This is a genomic window from Acinetobacter johnsonii CIP 64.6 (assembly GCF_000368045.1).
Lineage (GTDB): Bacteria > Pseudomonadota > Gammaproteobacteria > Pseudomonadales > Moraxellaceae > Acinetobacter > Acinetobacter johnsonii.
This window is the reverse complement of sequence record NZ_KB849236.1, coordinates 1,025,691-1,046,125: the sequence shown is the minus strand read 5'-3', so window position 1 is coordinate 1,046,125 and position 20,435 is coordinate 1,025,691. Positions and strand designations below refer to the sequence as shown.

The following is a 20,435-nucleotide window of genomic DNA, read 5'->3' as shown; positions in this document are numbered from 1 at the left end:
CTTAATTACTGTTCAAATTGTTGTTTAAAAATACTGACCCACGCTTGGCTGCTCGACTCACATTGATCAAGAACACGTTCAAAACCATCAAAGCCACCATAGTAAGGATCAGGTAATGCTTGCTGCGGATACTGTGCGTCATGCTCAGACATGAGTGCAACTTTAGCGCGGAGAGGTTGAGCACCAAATTCAGTTTGCGCTGTTTGATACAACGCTTGAATATCATCAAAATTAAGATGATCCATCGCCAAAATTAAATCGAAATGAACAAAATCATGGGTCTGTAACTGTCGTGCGCGTAAGCTGGATAAATCATAGCCCCGTTTTAAAGCATGTTCTTGACTACGTAAGTCAGGTGCTTTGTTGGGATGGTAGTTACTGGTTCCCGCCGAATCGATTTCGATATTGAGCTGATGTGCATCACAAAAATGTCTGAGAACCACTTCTGCCGTGGGAGAACGACAAATATTTCCTAAACAGACACATAACACCTTATAGGGCGCTGTGAATGACATAACCACCTCGAAACAGCTTTATTTTCAAGTGTCTTATGTTAAGTTATTTAGAGGATGAATCCTATAGAAGTACAAAACAATATTGTTGGATAAGATATAAAAAAGGATGCTGTTATGAACCAATTTCAATTTCAAACTGTGCCGAATATTATTTCAGGCTTAGGCAGCATTCAGCAACTCAGAGACATTTTAACAGTACGCCCTTATCAACATCTGTTATTGGTTACAGATGCAGGCATGTTAAAGCATCAGCTTCACCTTCCCATCTTGGAAATTTTAGAAGATCTCTCGCTCACTTACAGTATTTACAGTGAGGTTGAAGCAGATCCGAGTGAACAAATTATTTTAAATGCGGTTGATTATGCCAAACAGCAAAAGGTAGATATCGTTTTAGGCTTTGGTGGCGGCAGCTCTATGGATGTTGCAAAAATTATTGCCATCCTCAGCCATCCTGCACAGCAGCAAAAGTTAGCCGATCTTTATGGGGTAAATAATGTCCAAGCACCTCGTCTACCCTTAATTTTAGTCCCTACCACTGCAGGGACAGGCTCTGAGGTCACACCAATTTCGATCGTCACCACAGGTGAAACGACAAAGACTGGAATCGTAGCACCCGTTCTTTTTGCCGATGTCGCGATTTTGGATGCGACATTTACTGAAAACCTGCCGCGTCATATTAGTGCTGCTACAGGCATTGATGCGATGGTACATGCGATTGAAGCCTATACTTCTAAAATCAAGAAAAATCCCTATGCTGACATGTTGGCGAAACAGGCTTTAAAACTGCTGAATCAAAACCTCAGTTTGGTGCTAGAAGATGGTCAAAATTTAGAAGCTCGACAAAATATGTTGGTCGGTTCGATGTTGGCAGGACAAGCATTTGCCAATGCCCCAGTAGGTGCTGTTCATGCGCTTGCTTATCCATTGGGTGGGCATTTTCACATTTCTCATGGACACAGTAATGCCTTAGTGCTGACAGAGGTTTTAAAGTTTAATCTACCTCAAGCTAAGCAACATTATGCGGAACTGATCTGCTGGCTCGACCCAAAAAGTACAGGCTGTACCGATGGTCTTTCTGATCTTTTCGTCGATCATATGCAAAACCATTTGGACCGTAGCGGTTTAACCTTAAAACTCAAAGCATTGAATGTTTCTGAACATAGTCTAGACCAGCTTGCAACCGATGCCATGTTGCAAACACGCCTACTACAAAACAACCCAAGAGAACTAGAATGGCAACAGGCACGCGAAATTTATCAAGCCATTTACAGCTAAACCATATAATTAACTTAGGCTACTTATAAGATGATTTTTAAGGATGATATCGATGAGACAAGCTGCAAAGACACGTGACCAATTTCATTATTTTCTACCGATTCAAACACGTTGGTCGGACAATGACCTCTATGGCCATGTCAACAATGTCACCTACTATAGTTATTTTGATACTGCCGCAAATGCCTTACTGATTGAAAAAGCAAATTTTGATATTCACCAATCCCCTATTATTGGTTTAGTGGTCGACTCAGCATGCAGTTTCTTACATGAGTTGTCTTATCCTGAGATTATTGATGTTGGTGTGACTATTGCCAAAATAGGGAACTCTTCACTCACTTACGAACTTGCCATTTTCAAATTTGGTCAAGAAACTGCTTCAGCTCAAGGACATTTTGTTCATGTCTTTGTAGACCGTGAAACACGCAAAAGCACCCCGATTCCATCTGAAATGCGGAGTGCTTTGCGCCACTACTTAAGCCATGGCATTACTTAAGTTGGATATTCTGCAATTCACCATCAAAAGTTTGTACAAGGCCTTTGACCGTATCTTCGTTTTGCAGTAATTCATGCGCACGTTGAAATGCTCTTTGCTTGCGCTGCGCCTGCATGGTGTACGGGGTAATTGTTTCAACTTCTGCATATTTCACATCAAAACGCGTCTGAGGCCATTCAGCTTTGAGCGCATCTTCCAAGACATGACGTAACTGGGTGAGGAGTTGCTCATAACGCTGCGGAATCATAAACACAGACTCGGCATTAATTTGCCCAGCCATTAAACCTTGCTGAGCCAACTCTTGTACCGCGGGTGATAAGCCACTGCTTCTGAACCAGTACTCCCACTTCTCCACCGTCCACTCACCGACTAACTGCTGCGGTTGAAGTTGTAAAATATCTTGTGGCATTAAATCGGCTGATGCAGTTGAAACCTGTTCAGGTTGAACGGGCTCTACAATAGCGGCAACAGTTTGCAGGCTTTCATTTTCTACAACTTGGGTGTCCTGTACACTATCAGCAGACAGCACTTCATTTGCTAAATCAAACGACTTCGCTTGCACAGCAGGTTCAGCTATTACTGCGGCAGGTTCAACGGATGCGTCATTTTGAGTTTCTAGGTCTAGCGGTACAATTTCATCAAATAAGAAATCATCACTATTGGGCTCCTCGTCATGAGTTTGCGCATTAAATTCGTCTGCTTCATCTAAATCGAATAGCACTTCATCACTGGAAGGATCGAAAACGATTTGATCAGATTGCTGAGATGCATCCACTAGTGGTTTACTATCTTCGGCACTTTCTGAAAGAGCGACATCATCAAGTTCAGACTTAAACTCAAGTTCTACATTCTGAGTTATTGCAGTATCTTCAAATGCCGCATCAACGTCTGTGCCTTGAGCATCTTGCTGCAAAGCCGTTTCTGGATCAGCACTCCGTATTGCCGTTTGTTGTACAAATTCAACTACAGCGCTATTGGTCTGAGCCACCAACACTTCATTCGGTTGTAATGGACGAAACGCTAACATACGCAGCACTGACATTTCAAAGCCTTGCTCTTGTGTGACTGCTAGCTGTAATTCAGCACGCCCTTTACATGCAATTTGGTAATAAAGTTGTAAGTCTTGTGCAGCAATCTGCTGAGACAATTGCATGATTTTTTTATTAATTTCATCACTATATTTGAGACTAAGTTCTGGCAAATATTGTAGTAATGCCAACTCATGTAAAGTCGAAATCAGCTGATCTAAAACTAAAGATACATCCAGGGCTTGCTGGCGGAATTGCATCAGCAACTTACTCACCCGTTGTTTCTGGTTTTGATGTATCGCAAGGATCAGATCATAAATAATGGTACGGTCGATTAAACCCAACATCTCTTTGACATCTTGGTGCTGGATAGCGCCCTGACCGTAAGCAATCGCTTGGTCTGTCAAAGAAAGCGCATCACGTAATGAGCCTTGGGCAGACTCTGCAATTTGCCAAATCGCATCTTGTTCGGCTTGGATGCTTTCTTTATTTAAAATATTAGCCAGATGCTCGGTAATTTCATCTACAGCCAACGGACGTAGTGTAAATTGCAAACAACGCGAGATCACGGTAATTGGGAGCTTTTGCGGATCTGTCGTTGCAAAAAGGAATTTCACATGTTCAGGTGGTTCTTCCAATGTTTTGAGTAAAGCATTAAAAGAATGCGTAGACAGCATATGCACTTCATCGATTAAATAGACCTTAAAACGACCTTGTGTCGGCGCATAAGGAACATTGTCTAAAAGCTCTCGCGTATCTTCAACTTTAGTCCGTGATGCCGCATCAATTTCAATCAAGTCAATAAAACGGCCTTCATTCACGGCGGTACAGGTTGGGCAAACTTCACATGGCGTCGAAGTCACACCTGTTTCACAGTTCAAGCACTTCGCCAAAATACGGGCAATCGTGGTTTTTCCGACCCCACGCGTTCCTGTAAATAAATAAGCATGGTGCAAACGCCCGCGCTCTAAAGCACTGGTTAGCGCTCGAGAAACATGGTTTTGACCCACCAGCTCATTAAAATTGCGAGGACGATATTTCCGTGCAAGTACTTGATACATGTATGCTCCTTTTTATAGGTCTAAGCATACTGTTTTTTTGCCAAAGAGTGAATGAATTACTTCACTCCGTTCTCTCATTTCTAAGCTACAAACCTGATTTAGATCAATAATTCAAAAACCATTAGCTCCATTTTTATCCCACTCTCTATCTCAAGTTATTTATGCATTTAGATTATAGATTTGAAATAAAGTGAAAGCTCTGGAAAAGTAAAAAGGTGCAAATATTAAAATGAATTCCTAAAATACGACTATTTAGAAAATTAAGCCGGTTTCGCCAAAATAAAATCACTTTGCATTTGGTATTTTTTTCCAGTCACATCTTCACGTATTTCTAAAACACCATCTTCTAAATCGATATAAAGTAAGTTTCGCGTTGTCACGTTCATCAACTCTACCTTGTGCTGATCTTGAGCATTAAAACGAAGTGCTCCAGTCAAAGTTTCGATTTCGTTATGCCCACTCAAACTTTCTCGTTTTAGGGTATAGGTCTTGTTTTCATGCAACTCTAGTGCAACTGCCATACCCGGACAGTCTTCACAACGGGACAAACACCCCATACACGGCGTTGTCCCCTGATAACTCCCAACCCACGCAGGAATAATCTGCTTTTGTTCTGCCACTTGAAGTTTAGACTGATCATGTTGCGTTTGATTCGCCTCGGAACAACCTAACAATAATCCTGTAGCAACCAGCGGGATAAGAATGGGAGTCTTCATGTCACAAATATTCAAAACCTAAACCGCGACGAACATAACATATTTTAGACGATGACTAAATCTCAGACCTATCAAAACCAGCCTTTTTTGCCTGTTAAGATCTCATCTGCACAGCGTAAACTTTCTTGGCTCAAAGCCCATAGTCGATAATCCCCAGTTAAAGAACCTGTAGCAAAGTTATGTGTATAAGCAAAACTCAAGCCTCGCTCACCATCGCCCCAAGCCCCTGAACCATTAAAGCCCATATGACCAAAACCCTGCTCTGCAGTTTTTCCTAAGGTTAATATACGGTGATAACCCAAGCGCCAATGCATAGGTATCGGCATCACGCGATCTCGATAGGTATATTGCACTCGACTCAATTCAGAAAACACATCAGGGCGAATCAGCTGCTGACCTTCCCAAATCCCTTTTTGAGATAGCATCGCATACACTTTGGCTAAACTATTGGCTGTAAATACACCATTTGCAGCAGGAATGATCGCCTGAATCGCATCATCATGATAAAAACTGACCTTTTTCATGCCTTTGGGTATCATGCCATCTTGAAAGTCTTGTGGATCTTGCCCTGACCACTGCATCGCTTTATCCAGCAATGAAACTTTACGCACCTTCGTTGGACTTTTCTGATTTGATTGGACAGGTACAGGACGAGTAATAGGTCGTGCGATACGTTTTAATTCAGCACTGGGTGCACCAAAGTAAGCCCCATCTAGCTCAAGTGGCTCAACTAAATAGGTTTGGAAGAGTTCCGTTAAACGTTTCCCCGTTGCTTTTTCCAAAGCACCACCGACCAGCCAACCAAATGACAAAGGTTGATAAGCAGCATCTTCACCAATTGCAAAGCGTGGTTGTGCCTTTTCAAATACGTCTAACATATGTGCCCAATCCAACATCTCTGTTGCATCGGCAATGTTATTACGGATATCAAATAATCCACTTTGATGACTTAGCACATGTCTTAGCGTCATCTTTCCTTTGCCATTTTGGGCAAATTCAGGCCAATAATCCGCAATCGGTTGATCGTAACTCAGCACACCTTGACTGACTAAAATATGCGCCAAGGTTGCGAGCACGCCTTTGCCTGTCGAATAACACACCGACATGGTATTGGCCTGCCAAAGAGAATCTACCGCTGCTAAACCAGTATAGATATCGACAACTTTTTCACCTTGAAAATATAAAACACAGGCTGCACCACCATATGCTGAACGAGCATCCTGCAAGCGGCTAAACAAATGGGCAACACTTTGAAAACGTGGGTCAACATAGCCTTGGTAATGGTTCGGATTCGCTTGTAAATATTGTTTTAAAATTTTCATTTACACATCCTTGTATTTTTAAGCTGACATAAAAAAGCCCAGTGTAATCTAAACTGGGCTTTTTAAAGTTATAGTGCTTTGACCTGTCCCGTCACATGCGGTTTTTGATTCTTACTATTTCGAATTAAGAAAGCGGTATTTACACCTTCTGTCGTGGTCATAAAATCGACCGTTGAAGGCAAATACATCGGCAGTTTAAACCAAACATCCGCTTCATAAGCATCAGGCAATGTGATCGAAGCCAATGCTCGCGCCTTACTCCACATGCCGTGCGCAATGGCTTGTTTGAAACCAAAGGCTTTTGCTGTCACCGCATGAATGTGGATGAGGTTGAAGTCGCCCGAGGTCATTGCATAACGACGACCTGTGTTTTCAGAGACTTCCCAGACTGCATTCGGCTGATAATCTGGAGTCGTTGCTTCAACTAATTTTTGTGCTGTTTTACCATCGGTCTTTTGACGTGCTAAATACGTGGTTAATGCTTCAACCACCACTTCATTGCCAACTTTCACTGTGGTAATAAAATCAAATTGAACACCTTTATCATGTGGCTCAAGCGCGCCATATTTACATGATAAAGTGAGGGTTTCATTAACGCCAACTTTACGCATTTGTTTGACTTGATTGCGAATATGTACCAAACCTAGCACAGGAAATGGAAACGGCTCTTGCCCCATCATGTGCATTTGTAGGCTTTGCGATAATACGGCCAAATAAATCGCAGGAATATAACCATTATTTTTAAAGCCACACACTTGGTTATAAGCTTTCAAATGCTTTTGATCGACGTTAAAAGAATCCACCACATACTCAACCTGCGGTAAGACTTTTTCACCTTTTGGCTTTTTAAAGATCAAACCTTGAATGACTTTCGGATAAGCCATATATGGTTTTGGAAGTTGACTAAAATGGCGAGTCTTCATACTGAACCTTTGAGAAGTTTTTATTTCAATATTTTTTGAAAGCTCCTTCTCCCTCAGGGAGAAGGTTAGGATGAGGGAGAAACACCATCCCACTTATAATATAAAGAATTTATCCCCCTCTAAAGGAGAGATAAATTCAAGCTTTTAAATTAAGCACCCAACAAGCTTTGACCACAAACGCGTACCACGTTGCCGTTTAAACCAGTCGATGCTGTCGCTGCAAATAAAGCAATGGTTTCAGCAACATCTACAGGTAAACCACCTTGGCTCATCGAATTCATACGGCGACCCGCTTCGCGGATTGCAAATGGAATTGCAGCGGTCATTTGGGTTTCAATGAAACCTGGCGCAACGGCGTTAATGGTAATGCCATTCGTCAACGTTGGAGCAGTAAATTTAACTACACCAATTACACCTGCTTTCGACACAGCATAGTTAGTTTGACCTAGGTTACCCGCAATACCTGAAATTGATGATACACAAACAATACGACCATTGGCATTTAAACCCTCATTCGCAAGTAAATAATCATTCACACGTTCAATCGCAGACAAGTTAATGTTAATCACCAAGTCCCAAAGCTCAGGCTTCATATTTGCCAACGTTTTGTCACGAGTAATACCTGCGTTATGCACGATAATATCTAATCCGCCTTGAGCGGCTGCCGCAGCTTTGATTTTTTCACCTGCATCGTTTGCCGTGATATCAATTGCCAGTGTTGAACCACCGATCTCACCTGCAACACGGTCAAGATCTGCTTGTTGCTGTGGTACATCTAAACAAATCACATGCGCACCATCACGTGCCAAGACATGTGCAATCGCTTCACCAATACCACGGCTCGCACCTGTTACTACAGCCGTTTTACCTGCCAGTGGTTTAGCCCAATCTACATCTACAACATCAGCTTTAGATACGCGAATCACTTGACCAGAGACATAAGCAGAACGTGGAGATGCTGCAAAACGTAAAGTTGACTCAAGATTTGCTTCTGCACCTGCATCCACATAAATCAAATGTGCTGCAATACCCTTTTTAAACTCTTTACCGACAGACTTCACAAAACCTTCAAGTGAGCGCTGTGCAATCGCTTTTTTCACGCTACCCGCAGTTTCAGGGGTAGTGCCTACCACAATCACACGACCAGAAGCAGCCACTTGACGTGCGATCGGGTTAAAGAAGTTATATAACTCATTGAGTTGTTCTGATGACTCAATGCCAGATGCATCAAAAATAACAACTTTGAATTTAGACTCTTTGTCGCCTGCATTAAATGCGCTTAAGTTTAAGCCCACTTTAGCCGCAGCTTGCTGTAACTGTGCATTGTTACCTGCATAGCTATTGGCGTGAACATTTGCCAAAACTTGCGCAATTGCACTAGACAATGAACTGTTTGTTGCTGCACCCAGTAAAACAGCACCTTTAATCACAGGCGTTGCTGACTCAAAACGGTCTAAAAAAGTTGGTGCAGGTAAACCCAAATTTTTAATGACAAATTTACCAATCGGAGATTTTGCGAATGTTTGGTATTGATCAGTCATGTTTTTATCTCTCATACAAATTAATTGTTGATGGATTCAAAGATATCCTTTTAACTTCAAAGTGATGTCTAGAGTCTTATATTTCAATAGTTCCATCGGTTTCTATAGAATCATACTTGAGTTATAGATGATATGTCTTGACCTGAAAGCCTGTTGCAATGTCATTCTAGTCAATTCAGCCCTTTTTATAATATGCTAATGTACACCCTAAGAATAGATTAACATGCTTGGAAAAGCCTTATGAGCAAAACAACTCAAGAAAATCCAGCAGTGGAAAATTCTGCTACGGAAACTGTGTCAAATACATCAAAAAGTACACCGCGTAGAACTAAAAGTACTGGCACAACAACCCAATCAGTAAATAATACGACTAAGCCGACTCGCACTCGTGCTGCGTCAACTCGTAGTAAAAGCCCTGCTTCTTCTACAAATGCTTCAAAACCAAAAACTCAAACTGCTGTTCAACAGGATCAAACCATGAGTCAAAACACTGTTCGCCGCGTGGCTATTATCGGTGGTAACCGTATTCCTTTCGCTCGCTCAAATGGCGCATATTTCACCGCTTCGAATACAGATATGTTCACAGCAGCGCTAAACGGTCTTGTTGAACGTTTTAACCTTCAAGGTCAACGCCTCGGTGAAGTGGTTGCTGGTGCTGTTCTTAAGCACAGCCGTGACTTTAACATGACCCGTGAATGTGTATTAAACACTGCACTTGCACCAGAAACACCTGCTTACGATATTCAGCAAGCATGTGGTACTGGCTTACAAGCAGCTTTCTTAGTTGCCAACAAAATCGCACTGGGCCAAATTGAAGTGGGTGTTGCTGGTGGTGTAGATACGACTTCTGATGCACCAATTGCGTTTGGTGATGGTTTACGTAAAGCATTGCTTGAACTCAACATTGCAAAAACGGGTAAAGACCGTTTAAAAGCTTTAACAAAAATCAACCTAAAAGACTTAATGGATGCACCGAAAAATGGTGAGCCACGCACAGGTCTTTCTATGGGTGATCACCAAGCTATTACTGCGCTTGAATGGGGTATTGCACGTGAAGCACAAGACGAACTTGCTGCATCTTCACACCAAAAAATGGCTGCGGCTTACGAAGAAGGTTTCTTCGATGACCTAATCACACCATTCTTAGGTTTAGAGCGTGACAACAACTTACGTGCTGACTCTACTGTTGAAAAACTTGCTAAGCTCAAACCAGCTTTTGGTAAAGGTGATGCGCGTACCATGACCGCAGGTAACTCGACACCACTTACGGATGGTGCGTCTTGTGTGCTTTTAGCGTCCGAAGAGTGGGCGAAAGCAAACGGTCACGCAGTACTTGCTTACTTAACCTTCCAAGAAACGGCTGCTGTTGATTTCGTTGAGAAAAAAGAAGGCCTATTGATGGCACCTGCTTATGCAGTTCCACGTATGCTTGAGCGCGCTGGCATTAAACTTCAAGACTTCGACTACTACGAAATTCATGAAGCATTTGCATCGCAAGTTCTTTCAACTTTGAAAGCATGGGAAGATCCAAAATTCTGTAAAGACCGTTTAGGTTTAGATGCTCCACTCGGTTCAATTGACCGCACTAAACTCAACGTAAAAGGTTCTTCACTTGCAGCAGGTCACCCATTTGCTGCAACGGGTGGCCGTATCATTGCCACTGCTGCGAAGCTGATCAACCAAAAAGGTTCAGGTCGCGTACTTGTTTCAATTTGTGCTGCTGGTGGCCAAGGTGTAACGGCAATTATTGAAAAATAATTAACTGTTTTCACTTTTGAAAAAAAGACCCTTGGAAATTGTACTTCCAAGGGTCTTTTTATTTTTTATAGCTGAAATGAAACATTATGGTTAGAAAAAGCATTCCTAAATGCTTCTTCGCTGATTAGATTAAAAACGATAACCTACACCAAGGTAAGTAATTAAAGGATCGATATCGATTTTAGTAGAAGAATGAATTAAACGATTTCCTGTATTTCTATCTATAACATCAATCGTCGTTTTATTATTTAATTTTGAATATGAAACAGACGCCACGCCGTACCAATTAGAAGTTATGTCATATGTTGCGCCAAGACTTACGATTGGAGCAAAGGCATCTTCAGATTTTACTTTTACATAAGGGGATGCACTTGATTGCCCCCGATCTAGAGCGGCTCCAGCTTTCCCATCTAGAATATTTTGAATCATATGGCCTGCTGCCACTAAGTCAGCCTTGGTTTCTCCATTCACTTTAATGCTACCAAAATGTGCATACATGATGCCTAAGCCAACATATGGGCGGAATTTATTTATCCCAGACTGACCAAACTGATATTGTGCTTCAAATGCAGGAGTCCAAGCACGGACTGTCGCAACTTTAGACTTACTTCCTAAATTTGTAATTGGAATATCTTGTGCTAAAGGCAAATCAAGACCTATACCTGTATGGCTTATACCTGACATAGGCGCTAATATTTCTCCTTTTCCTTTAATATCGACTTTTGGCGGTATTCCTCCAATCAGCTGTAATGAAACATTATCATTTACATAATAATTCATCATTAAACCGAGCGTATCTGCATCTTGAACTTCAAGGCCACTCCCCCTGCTGTCCATTGTTCTAAACCGTATAAGTCTGCACTACCTGACAAAGCATCTTTTAAATAGACCTCATCTGTGCCATTCACATTTTTTAACTCAAAGAACTGGCTCAATTCAGGTTCGTTCGGATTTTCTTTATATATATCTCCAAGCATATTAAGAATACTTTTCATAGCATCTGCATTTACATCCGAAGGATCAATTGAATTAACAACAGCATTCAATGAGACCGATCCAATATTTGCATTCCTACCATTTGCAATTGGAGTCCAAATATTAAATGGATTGGCCTTTCCTTGAGGCATAGCATGTAACCACCCCGCAGAAACAGAAAACCGTTTAAAACTTCCACCTGTAGCTGAAAAGCCTGACTGTGTAACACTCAGTAAAGCTATAGATATAACTAAAGCGCCTATTTTCATCGTCTAACTCCTTGTACGATATATTTTTTATTAAGTTTTATAAAAACACATCTTTGTTTTTATATTTAGAAGTTATGTAATAAATGGAGTTATTTATACGATCAAATTGTGATCAATTTTTATCTTTTGTTAAAATATAAAGTATTTAATATCAATAAAGGCCTTACTTTATCAGATAAGGCCTTTATGACTAATTAATGGATTTTTTAATTAATTATTAATGATATTTTGGTTTGTAGCCTAACTGTTCTTCTAGACAGTCATAACACCACTGGAAAATAAAGGTATAAACCAAAATACACATGGTTAAACTGAAGTCGAGCACGATGGCTTGCCAAATACTCATTTGCATTGCATATGCGACCATTGGGATGGTTGCAAGCATCAAACCACCTTCAAAACCAATCGCGTGAAGAACACGCACACCGATGGTTCTTTTTAGCTTTCTTTTCGCTTCAAACTTTTCAAAAAAATGGTTAAACACCATATTCCATATGACCGAAGTGACAGCCATGGCAATACCGAGTACACCTGTGACTTCTAAAGGCATATGGAATATGAAACTTAAGGCAACAGCAATGATCACCAATAGGATGATTTCATAGCTGAGCGCATGAATAATCCTTCTTTTGGAAATCAACATTTTTAATTACTCTTTCATGATTGGATGTTGGCTAGTTTATTTTTATAATATTGATTAATCGAGTTAGGTTCTTTCAATAAAATTGAAAGATAGAAAATTATGAATATCAATCAAGAGCAACTGATTATTTTTAAAACCGTCATTGAGTCAGGCTCATTTTCAGCTGCTGCACGCAAGTTGAGTAAAGTACCATCGGCCGTGAGTATGTCAATTGCTAACTTGGAAATAGACTTAAACTTACAACTCTTTTTACGTGAAGGACGTGAGCCCACAGCAACTGCGCAAGCCATGACTTTGTACGAAAAGACCGAGCAACTGTTGACCGAAATGAATCAATGGAAACAGCATGCCTATGCCCTAAGCCACAGTTTGGAGTCCTCGCTCAACATTGTAGTGGTATCTGAGCTTCTACATATGCAATGGATCGACTACATCGCGATATTAGAGGCCGAATTTCCCAGTCTACAAATCAATATTTTTTCTGCACCTCAAGAAGATGCGCAGAAAATGTTACTCAACGGCACAGCACAACTGGCGCTGATGTTTGAACGTGAGCAACTGGAAAGCAGCGAACAGTTTGTAGAATTAAAACTCGAAACTTTAGTTCCCGTCGCCAATAAGGACTTTATTCTGGCTCAATTTCCACAAGTCAGCTTTGAACAAATTCAACATAGCCGTCAAATCGTGGTTGCCAGTCGCGATAAAAGCATTAAGCCAGAATTGCTGTATTCCAAACAGTATTGGCGGACAGACAACCATCACTCAGCTTGCGCTTTAATCATGCAAAACTTTGGTTGGGGTGTTTTACCCTTAGAAATGTTGAATGAAAACCCTCAGCTCAAAAAACAGCTCAAAATATTAGATCTGCTAGATTTCACCCCGAAGTTTGAATATTTTGTGGACTTGGTCTGGAGTCGCGAAAGTGAATTGGGCGCGGCTGCGCGTTTTTTAATCCAATACATCCGAAATCAGCGTAAAAAAGTATAATAACTGCTGTTAAAACGTCCGAATCTACTTGGGTTAAAAGCAGTTTGTGTTATAAATATTTTACGGGTAATAACTTTAAGAACTAACGATCAATGACACAAACCGCATTAAACCAATTAAAAAGCTTAACCACCATTGTTGCCGACAGTAGCGATTTAGCGGCGATTAACCAATTTCGCCCGCTCGATGCAACCACCAATCCTTCTCTAATTACAGCTGCTGCAAGTCAACCTGAAAATAAAGAGTTGATTGAAGACGCTTTCGCTCAAGCTAAAGCGGAGGGCTTCGAAGATGACTTACTTATTGAACGCACAATCGACATTCTTACCGTCAAATTTGGTGTTGAAATTCTCAAGTTGATCGAAGGTCGTGTTTCCACAGAAGTGGATGCCGCGCTGTCTTATGATACTAATGCCACCATCGAAAAAGCCAAAGAGCTGCTGGCGCTATATAAAAACTACGGCGTAGATCAAGATCGTATTTTAATTAAAATTGCTTCGACATGGGCAGGCATTCAAGCAGCGAAAGTGCTGGAAGCTGAAGGCATCCATACCAACTTAACGCTTTTGTTTGGTGTGCATCAAGCACATGCTTGTGCGGAAGCAAATGTCACTTTAATCTCACCTTTTGTTGGACGTATTTTAGATTGGTACAAAAAGGCCGAAGGCGTGGACAGCTATCCCGTTGAAAAAGACCCTGGCGTACTGTCTGTGAAGCAAATTTACCAGTTCTATAAAGCACATGGGGTTGAAACAGAAATTATGGGCGCAAGCTTCCGTAGTATTGACCAAGTGTTGGGACTAGCTGGCTGTGACCTGCTGACTGTTGCACCTAATTTATTGGCTGCACTTGAACAAGACACGCGTGAAGTCAAAGCACAACTGTCAGCAAGTGATATTGCACCAGCGACAACTGCACTTAACGTACTCGGTGAAACTGAGTTTAGAGATCAAATTGAACATGACCTCATGGCAACGCAACTGCTACAAGGGGGTATTGATGGATTTATTAAAGCTCGTCAACAGCTGAACACACTGTTACGTCAGTCTTTTGGTTTAGATGAAGAAATTTCAGCTTAACTTGATTTTTCTTCTTTTAAAAGCCGATTTTGTTATCATGCAACATCGGCTTTTTTATTGAGAATACGTTGTGTTTGGTATTATCGACATCGGTACTTATATCATCGGTACAATTCTAATTGTGATTTTGCCAGGCCCAAATTCTCTTTATGTGATGTCCATTGCCTCACGATTTGGTATTAAGACAGGTTACTGGGGTGCATTAGGTGTTTTCACAGGCGATTTGATCCTCATTCTATGTACCGTGCTGGGTGCAGCATCTCTTTTACATGCTTTTCCTTGGCTGTTTATTTTATTAAAAATTGTAGGCGCACTTTATCTGTCATATTTAGGTATAAAGCTCTTGATTGCAGGAGTCAAAACCTGGAACTCTAGCCCACAACAGCTTGCAGCAAGTACAGATCAGAGTACGTTGCAAACCTTACATCCTTTTCGTTCAGCGCTGACCATTAGCCTTTTAAACCCAAAAGCTATTTTGTTTTATCTGTCTTTTTTTGTTCAGTTTGTCGACCCAAATTATGCTTACCCAGCACTGAGCTTTGCCTTACTTTCCATTATTCTACAAATCATCAGCATGGCCTATCTTAGTATCCTGATTTTTTCAGGTATTAAGCTGGCGAGCTATTTCAATCGTCAGTTTAAAGTTGCAGCCGTTGCGGTGGCGACCGTCGGTCTGCTGTTTTGTGGCTTCGGCTTAAAACTGGCACTTTCTACACTGTAATTTTCGTGAATAATCTCATTATTTTCGATAAAAAATCCATAGTGTGCTGTTTTATTTTTCAAGAACCAGCGTATGATCCTCGAACAATAGTAATTTTCACTCATTCAGATTATGTTTTGATCTTCATGCAAAAATTATTTCAAGATTTCTCAGTTCCAGCTGTATTCGCAGGTTTTATTACCTTCCTCATTGGCATTAGTGTGTCTTCAGTCTTGGTCATTCAATCCGCCCAAGTCTTAGGTGCAAATACCGCGCAAATCAACTCATGGTTCTGGGCTTTAGGTCTAGGTATTGGTTTGAGTGGCCTGCTTTTATCTTGGAAACTTAAATATCCTGTATCGACCTCATGGTCTACGGCAGCACTGGCCTTAATTATTGCGACAGGCAGTGGTTATAGTTTGCATGAAGCGATTGGCGCATTTTTGGTCTGTGGTTTGGTTACTGCCATTTTGGGCTTTTTCGGTATCTTTGAAAAAGTACTGACGTATATCCCTCAAAGCCTGACCAGTGCCATGCTGGCGGGTGTGTTATTGAAGTTTGGTATTTCATTGTTCGCCAGTATGCAAGACCATTGGGGTTTTATTTTATCCATGCTGGCGGCTTATATTGTTTCTAAGCGACTTACCCCACGTTATTGCATTGTCATTACAGTCATTGCAGGCTTGTTGCTCTGTCCGTTATTCTTAGACTTCCACACGCCTCAAATCACTTGGAGCTTAGCACAACCTGTTTGGATGGCGCCTGAGTTCAGCATGTCTGCTATTTTAGGTTTAGCGCTACCTTTGTTTGTGATCAATATGGCATCCCAATACTTACCGGGTATTGCCATGATTAAAAGCTATGGCTATAACCCACATGTCAATCAATTGATTGGATGGACAGGTACCGCTCAAGCCTTACTCGCACCTTTTGGCTGTTATAGTGTCAATACCGCAGCAATTAGTGCAGCCGTCAGTTTAGATGAACAAGTTCACCCTGATCCATCAAAACGCTATATTGCGGGCATGAGCTGCGGCTTCTTTTACATCTTAATGGGACTATTCGCAGCAACCCTGACCAGTCTTTTGTTGTCTTTCCCTGCAATCTTTATTACAGCCTTGGCTGGTATTGCTTTGTTTGGCACGATTAGTCATAACATCGCGATTGCATTTGAAGCGGTATCAGACCGTGAGGCAGCCCTCATGACATTCTTATTCAGCGCATCTGGGGTACAGTTCTTTGGCATTGGTTCTGCCTTTTGGGGACTATTCTTTGGTTTTGCAGTTATGCTTATATTTAAGTTTAAAGCCAAAAAAGTTTAAGCCCTCATATAAAAAAGCACCCATCGAGGGTGCTTTTTTTATTTTCAAATATTGCTAACTTGAAAAATTAATGCTGATAACTTCGTTGAATCAATTCTTGCTTAAGCTGCATCGTCTCAGACAAATTTTCCACCTCAGTAAATGCTGTGAGCCAAATGCCATCCGCAGCATAGCGTAGAATTTTAAGCTCCAAATCATTGTCTGTATCCTGATGTCGCGCTAAACGTTTTTCTAGCCACTCAATCCAATACTCATTAAAGGTACGATCCGTCAGCATAATCATCGAAATAGCTGACCAAGAATGCTCTAAACCTAGTACCTGCTTTTCCAAAGTAATCTCGATATAGGCTCGGGTAAAGCAACCAAAACGATCTCGGTCTTGGCTAATCAACTCATCAACAACACGATCTAATTGTTCAAGCTGTTCCACAACCATCGCTTCAAGTAGCTTTTGTTTGTTTGGAAAATGATGAAAAACCCCGCCCTTACTCACACCAACCAAATCAGCCACAGCTTGTATGGAAACCCCAGTCACACCTTTTTCAGCAGCCAAACAGATCGCATGTTGTAGGATACTTTGGCGAACCTGTTCTGGTGCCTTTTTACGTGGACTTGCTTGTTGCATCGAACTTAATGCCCTGTTGAGTTTGAAAATAAGTTAATTACGACCACACCAGAAACAATCAGTGCAATACCGATCATTACTGCGAAATCTAGGCTTTGTCGGAAAACAAAGTAACCAATCAGAGCGGTTAAAACAATACCAACACCAGCCCAAATCGCATAAGCAATACCCAATGGAATCACTTTAATCACTTGAGACAATAAATAAAATGCCAACGAAAATAAAACCACCACCGCCAGTGAAGGCAATAGCTTGGTAAAACCTTCCGACTTTACCAAAAAAGTCGAACCAATCACTTCAGAAATAATTGCCATCGCCAGCAAAGCATAAGCCATTAATATAGGATTCATCAGGAACTCAATAATAAACATACCGAACGGTCGGTATGTTATTAAAATAGCAAAAACTAAACAAGTCTTTCTGTATACTTTTTTATTTTGTTTCGGCCGACCTTGAGGTCTGTTTTATAAAATCAATGGTTCGATCAAAGGTGATCTGACTCGCTTGTTTGCTCATCATGAACTGATATTCATGCACCAAAAACTCCTTAGAGTCTGGATAAAAAGCCTCCGTCACTGCAACCTGATGCTGCTTCAACACCTCGACGAAAGGTAAAGACTGGCTCTTGGTTAAAAAGTCTTTATTTCCCCCACTGATAAATACAGGTGGATACTGTGACGTAATATGTTCACTGGTTGAAATTGACTTTAAAAAAGCTGCATCCTCTTTACGCTCCCCCGTATAAGCTTGAACCAGGTTATAGACGCCCCATTCAATAAGCCTAAGTTCCTCAGGTGCTGTATTCACAAAGCGATATAAGTCATAAATACCACAGTGCAAAATTAGCCCTTTAAGCTGCTTCGGCTGAATACTCGGCTTAAAATTGGATGCTTGAGCAAATGTTGGATTCGTCAAAAGCGCAGCATAATGACTGGCAATATTGGCTCCAGCAGAGTCTCCTGCTAGATACAGTTGGTTCGGGTTAATATGATACTGAGCAGCATTCAATTGTAAGAAATTCAGTGCATGATCGACTTGCTGTAACTGAGTGGGATAAATCGCCTCAGGTGCAAACTGATACTGTACAGAGACCACGTTAAAGCCTTGATTGGCCAAAAGTTTGAAATAACCTCGTGCATGCTCTTTTGAGCCCGAAACCCATCCGCCGCCATGAATCCAAACCACCGTGGGCACTGCGTTTAATTGTTCAATATTTTTGGGTTGATAGATATCAATATTCAGCTCAGGGCTGGCTTGATATAGAATATTATTGTGTATGATGACATCGGGAGGCGCAAAGCGATCCAGCATTTTCATTTGAATATTGGTTGCTGTGTTAAATGTACCCGCAATCAGTTTGGTGTTCTTTTCTACACTTTGACACGCGCTCAATAGCACAATCATGAAAACAGTACTAAGTACTTTTATTATTGATTGAAAAATCATACTGTTCGGCTCCACCCTTTTTTCAAATGATTCTAATACAATCTCTATCACACCGCATGATTAAACAGGTCACATTTCAGCCTCATTTAAACACTAGAAGCATCTTTTAAAGAATATTGCTTTAAATCTGAAACTTGAGTTTTTCACTCAAGATTTTGGACACGTAAATCGGCTTTTTTTGAATTATTTTCTTTAAATTTCATGAATTTTCAATTTTTAGCCCGATCAAAATTGAACATTTAATGGCAGTGTGTTATCAATAAATCAAGAACTAAATCTTATACAAAAAGGAGTCCCTCTGATGGCTTACCAACATATTTTAGTCCCTGTTGACGGTTCACAAATTTCTTTTTCTGCGGTTAAGCAAGCGGCTGAAATTGCCAAAGTTTTTGGCAGTCAACTCACATTGATTAGCTTAGTTGCTGAAGACCCTCTCAAAGATGCTGATTTTTACTATACGTCTCCAATCATGAAAGACTATTTCATACAAGCCTATAACAATGCTGAGAAAGCCCTTCAGGATGCAGTTCAAATTGCACAAGAACAAGGTGTGACAGCTCAGTCTAAAATCATCAAAGGTGAAGTCTCTGAGGATGCTGTGGTCGAAGCGGCTGCTTCACTAAAAAATGACTTGATTGTGATGGGTTCACATGGCCGTAAAGGCTTTCAAAAATTCCTATTAGGCAGCTTTGCTCAAGATGTTCTCAAGTCTACTGAGCTCCCAGTTCTCATTGTTAAAGCTTAATCAACCATAACGCGTCTTTATGTGAGCTGATTTCGCATGTACTGCAAAATGATCCGCAAAAAGACGTACCCTTAAGGAGAAAATAATGAGCTACAAACACATTTTGGTTGCCGTCGATGAATCCCCGATGTCTTATGCTGCTGTTGAACAAGCACTTGAGTTAGCCAAAGATTTAAATAGTCGTGTAACGCTCATGAGTGTGATTGCGGTCGATCCATTTGTCGGTGTCGACTTCTATAAAGTTGCACCAGCCATCACCGACTATTTCCTACATGCTGAAAAAGTCGCTCAAGACCGTTTAGCCGAAGTAAAGCTCTCATTTGACCGTGATGAAATTGAGGTGGATACCAAAGTGATTCGCGGCATCTCTCCTTCTGAAGGTATTATTCATGTGGCCGATGAAGTCGGTGCAGACCTGATTTTGATGGGCTCACATGGCCGTACAGGCTTTAAAAAGATGATGTTAGGTAGTGTGGCGCAAAATGTTCTCACACAGTCTCCGATACCTGTGCTGATCGTAAAAGTTTAAGTATTGTTTTAAACAAAAAAGACTGCCAAAGCAGTCTTTTTTGTTTAGCAGAACTCGTTCACTTCATTAGCTTTTACTAATCTGCTGATGCAAATTTTGCAAATAATGCTCTGCTGCCGACTGTTGCATAAAAGTTTTTTGAAATAAACCCGAAGCCTGATGGTTATGCGGGCTATACTCAACATTGACTTGAAATGTTCCCAGTTCAGCACTTTTCGCAATACGAATAGCAATAATATGAACGGTATTTAAATAAAACCCATCTTCAATTTTAACTAACATATCTGTTTACACTCTACATGTTTGTCTGCCCAATAGCCTGTATACATAAGCCGAAAAAAATACAGAATATTGAGCTAATCATCTGTTATGCCATAACATTATACCCATAAAATGCGATTCATTTCACACTATTCACATGAATGTTCATTATTTAGAAAAATACCAATGTGAGCTCTTCATGCTGTCATTCTTCAGTTT

Annotated in this window: 20 protein-coding genes and 1 pseudogene; 9 read left to right on the top strand and 12 right to left on the bottom strand. The window is 40.9% G+C overall.

The window, feature by feature from the left end:
• Positions 1-5 precede the first annotated feature (5 nt).
• Entirely contained in the window at positions 6-515 is a 510-nt protein-coding gene (locus F986_RS16160; RefSeq protein ID WP_004696937.1) for a low molecular weight protein-tyrosine-phosphatase, read from the bottom strand.
• 114 nt (positions 516-629) lie between these two features.
• Between F986_RS16160 and F986_RS16155 the strand changes: the two genes are divergently transcribed.
• Positions 630-1,790, top strand: a complete 1,161-nt coding sequence (locus F986_RS16155; RefSeq protein WP_004696936.1) for an iron-containing alcohol dehydrogenase — start codon at positions 630-632, stop codon at positions 1,788-1,790.
• Positions 1,791-1,842: 52 nt separating this feature from the next.
• On the top strand, positions 1,843-2,286 hold the full coding sequence (locus F986_RS16150; RefSeq protein ID WP_004696935.1) for an acyl-CoA thioesterase: 444 nt from the start codon (positions 1,843-1,845) through the stop codon (positions 2,284-2,286).
• Here F986_RS16150 and dnaX read toward each other — a convergent pair.
• The 5 genes from dnaX to F986_RS16125 all read right to left on the bottom strand — a co-directional run bounded on the left by dnaX (position 2,279) and on the right by F986_RS16125 (position 8,877).
• Entirely contained in the window at positions 2,279-4,375 is a 2,097-nt protein-coding gene (gene dnaX, locus F986_RS16145) for a DNA polymerase III subunit gamma/tau (protein ID WP_004696934.1), read from the bottom strand. The genes F986_RS16150 and dnaX overlap by 8 nt on opposite strands.
• A 260-nt stretch (positions 4,376-4,635) precedes the next feature.
• A complete protein-coding gene (locus F986_RS16140) occupies positions 4,636-5,091 on the bottom strand; it encodes a copper resistance protein NlpE N-terminal domain-containing protein (protein ID WP_004696933.1) in 456 nt (151 codons plus the stop codon).
• 71 nt (positions 5,092-5,162) lie between these two features.
• Positions 5,163-6,413, bottom strand: coding sequence for a serine hydrolase domain-containing protein (locus tag F986_RS16135; RefSeq protein ID WP_004696932.1), 1,251 nt, complete (start codon positions 6,411-6,413; stop codon positions 5,163-5,165).
• A gap of 68 nt (positions 6,414-6,481) precedes the next feature.
• Positions 6,482-7,336 (bottom strand): MaoC family dehydratase, encoded by an 855-nt coding sequence (locus F986_RS16130; protein ID WP_004696930.1) that lies wholly within the window; start codon positions 7,334-7,336, stop codon positions 6,482-6,484.
• Between the two features lie 149 nt (positions 7,337-7,485).
• Complete coding sequence (locus F986_RS16125) at positions 7,486-8,877, bottom strand: 3-oxoacyl-ACP reductase (RefSeq protein WP_004696928.1); 1,392 nt, start codon at positions 8,875-8,877, stop codon at positions 7,486-7,488.
• 240 nt (positions 8,878-9,117) lie between these two features.
• Here F986_RS16125 and F986_RS16120 point away from each other — a divergent pair, with 240 nt between their 5' ends.
• Complete coding sequence (locus F986_RS16120; protein ID WP_004696926.1) at positions 9,118-10,635, top strand: acetyl-CoA C-acetyltransferase; 1,518 nt, start codon at positions 9,118-9,120, stop codon at positions 10,633-10,635.
• Positions 10,636-10,764: 129 nt separating this feature from the next.
• Here F986_RS16120 and F986_RS16115 read toward each other — a convergent pair.
• Both F986_RS16115 and aceI read right to left on the bottom strand, forming a co-directional pair.
• A pseudogene (locus F986_RS16115) lies at positions 10,765-11,879 on the bottom strand (OmpW/AlkL family protein).
• Positions 11,880-12,096: 217 nt separating this feature from the next.
• Positions 12,097-12,522, bottom strand: a complete 426-nt coding sequence (gene aceI, locus F986_RS16110; protein WP_004696918.1) for a chlorhexidine efflux PACE transporter AceI — start codon at positions 12,520-12,522, stop codon at positions 12,097-12,099.
• Between the two features lie 99 nt (positions 12,523-12,621).
• Between aceI and aceR the strand changes: the two genes are divergently transcribed.
• From aceR to F986_RS16090, 4 genes are all read left to right on the top strand, one after another.
• Positions 12,622-13,509: an HTH-type transcriptional regulator AceR gene (gene aceR / locus F986_RS16105; protein ID WP_004696913.1), complete on the top strand. Its 888-nt coding sequence runs from the start codon at positions 12,622-12,624 to the stop codon at positions 13,507-13,509.
• 92 nt (positions 13,510-13,601) lie between these two features.
• Positions 13,602-14,588 (top strand): transaldolase, encoded by a 987-nt coding sequence (tal, locus tag F986_RS16100; protein ID WP_004696911.1) that lies wholly within the window; start codon positions 13,602-13,604, stop codon positions 14,586-14,588.
• 70 nt (positions 14,589-14,658) lie between these two features.
• A complete protein-coding gene (leuE, locus tag F986_RS16095; protein ID WP_004696909.1) occupies positions 14,659-15,309 on the top strand; it encodes a leucine efflux protein LeuE in 651 nt (216 codons plus the stop codon).
• 125 nt (positions 15,310-15,434) lie between these two features.
• Complete coding sequence (locus F986_RS16090; protein ID WP_004696908.1) at positions 15,435-16,610, top strand: benzoate/H(+) symporter BenE family transporter; 1,176 nt, start codon at positions 15,435-15,437, stop codon at positions 16,608-16,610.
• Positions 16,611-16,677: 67 nt separating this feature from the next.
• On the opposite strand, the gene F986_RS16085 is transcribed toward F986_RS16090, so the two are convergent.
• The 3 genes from F986_RS16085 to F986_RS16075 all read right to left on the bottom strand — a co-directional run bounded on the left by F986_RS16085 (position 16,678) and on the right by F986_RS16075 (position 18,681).
• Positions 16,678-17,235 (bottom strand): TetR/AcrR family transcriptional regulator, encoded by a 558-nt coding sequence (locus F986_RS16085; protein ID WP_004696906.1) that lies wholly within the window; start codon positions 17,233-17,235, stop codon positions 16,678-16,680.
• Between the two features lie 5 nt (positions 17,236-17,240).
• Complete coding sequence (locus F986_RS16080) at positions 17,241-17,585, bottom strand: DMT family transporter (RefSeq protein WP_026056386.1); 345 nt, start codon at positions 17,583-17,585, stop codon at positions 17,241-17,243.
• 82 nt (positions 17,586-17,667) lie between these two features.
• Complete coding sequence (locus F986_RS16075; RefSeq protein WP_004696903.1) at positions 17,668-18,681, bottom strand: alpha/beta hydrolase; 1,014 nt, start codon at positions 18,679-18,681, stop codon at positions 17,668-17,670.
• Between the two features lie 301 nt (positions 18,682-18,982).
• On the opposite strand from F986_RS16075, the gene F986_RS16070 reads away from it, so the two are divergent.
• Entirely contained in the window at positions 18,983-19,426 is a 444-nt protein-coding gene (locus tag F986_RS16070) for a universal stress protein (RefSeq protein ID WP_004696902.1), read from the top strand.
• 85 nt (positions 19,427-19,511) lie between these two features.
• Positions 19,512-19,955: a universal stress protein gene (locus F986_RS16065; protein ID WP_004696899.1), complete on the top strand. Its 444-nt coding sequence runs from the start codon at positions 19,512-19,514 to the stop codon at positions 19,953-19,955.
• Between the two features lie 66 nt (positions 19,956-20,021).
• On the opposite strand, the gene F986_RS16060 is transcribed toward F986_RS16065, so the two are convergent.
• A complete protein-coding gene (locus F986_RS16060) occupies positions 20,022-20,237 on the bottom strand; it encodes a hypothetical protein (protein ID WP_004696898.1) in 216 nt (71 codons plus the stop codon).
• Between the last annotated feature and the right edge of the window lie 198 nt (positions 20,238-20,435).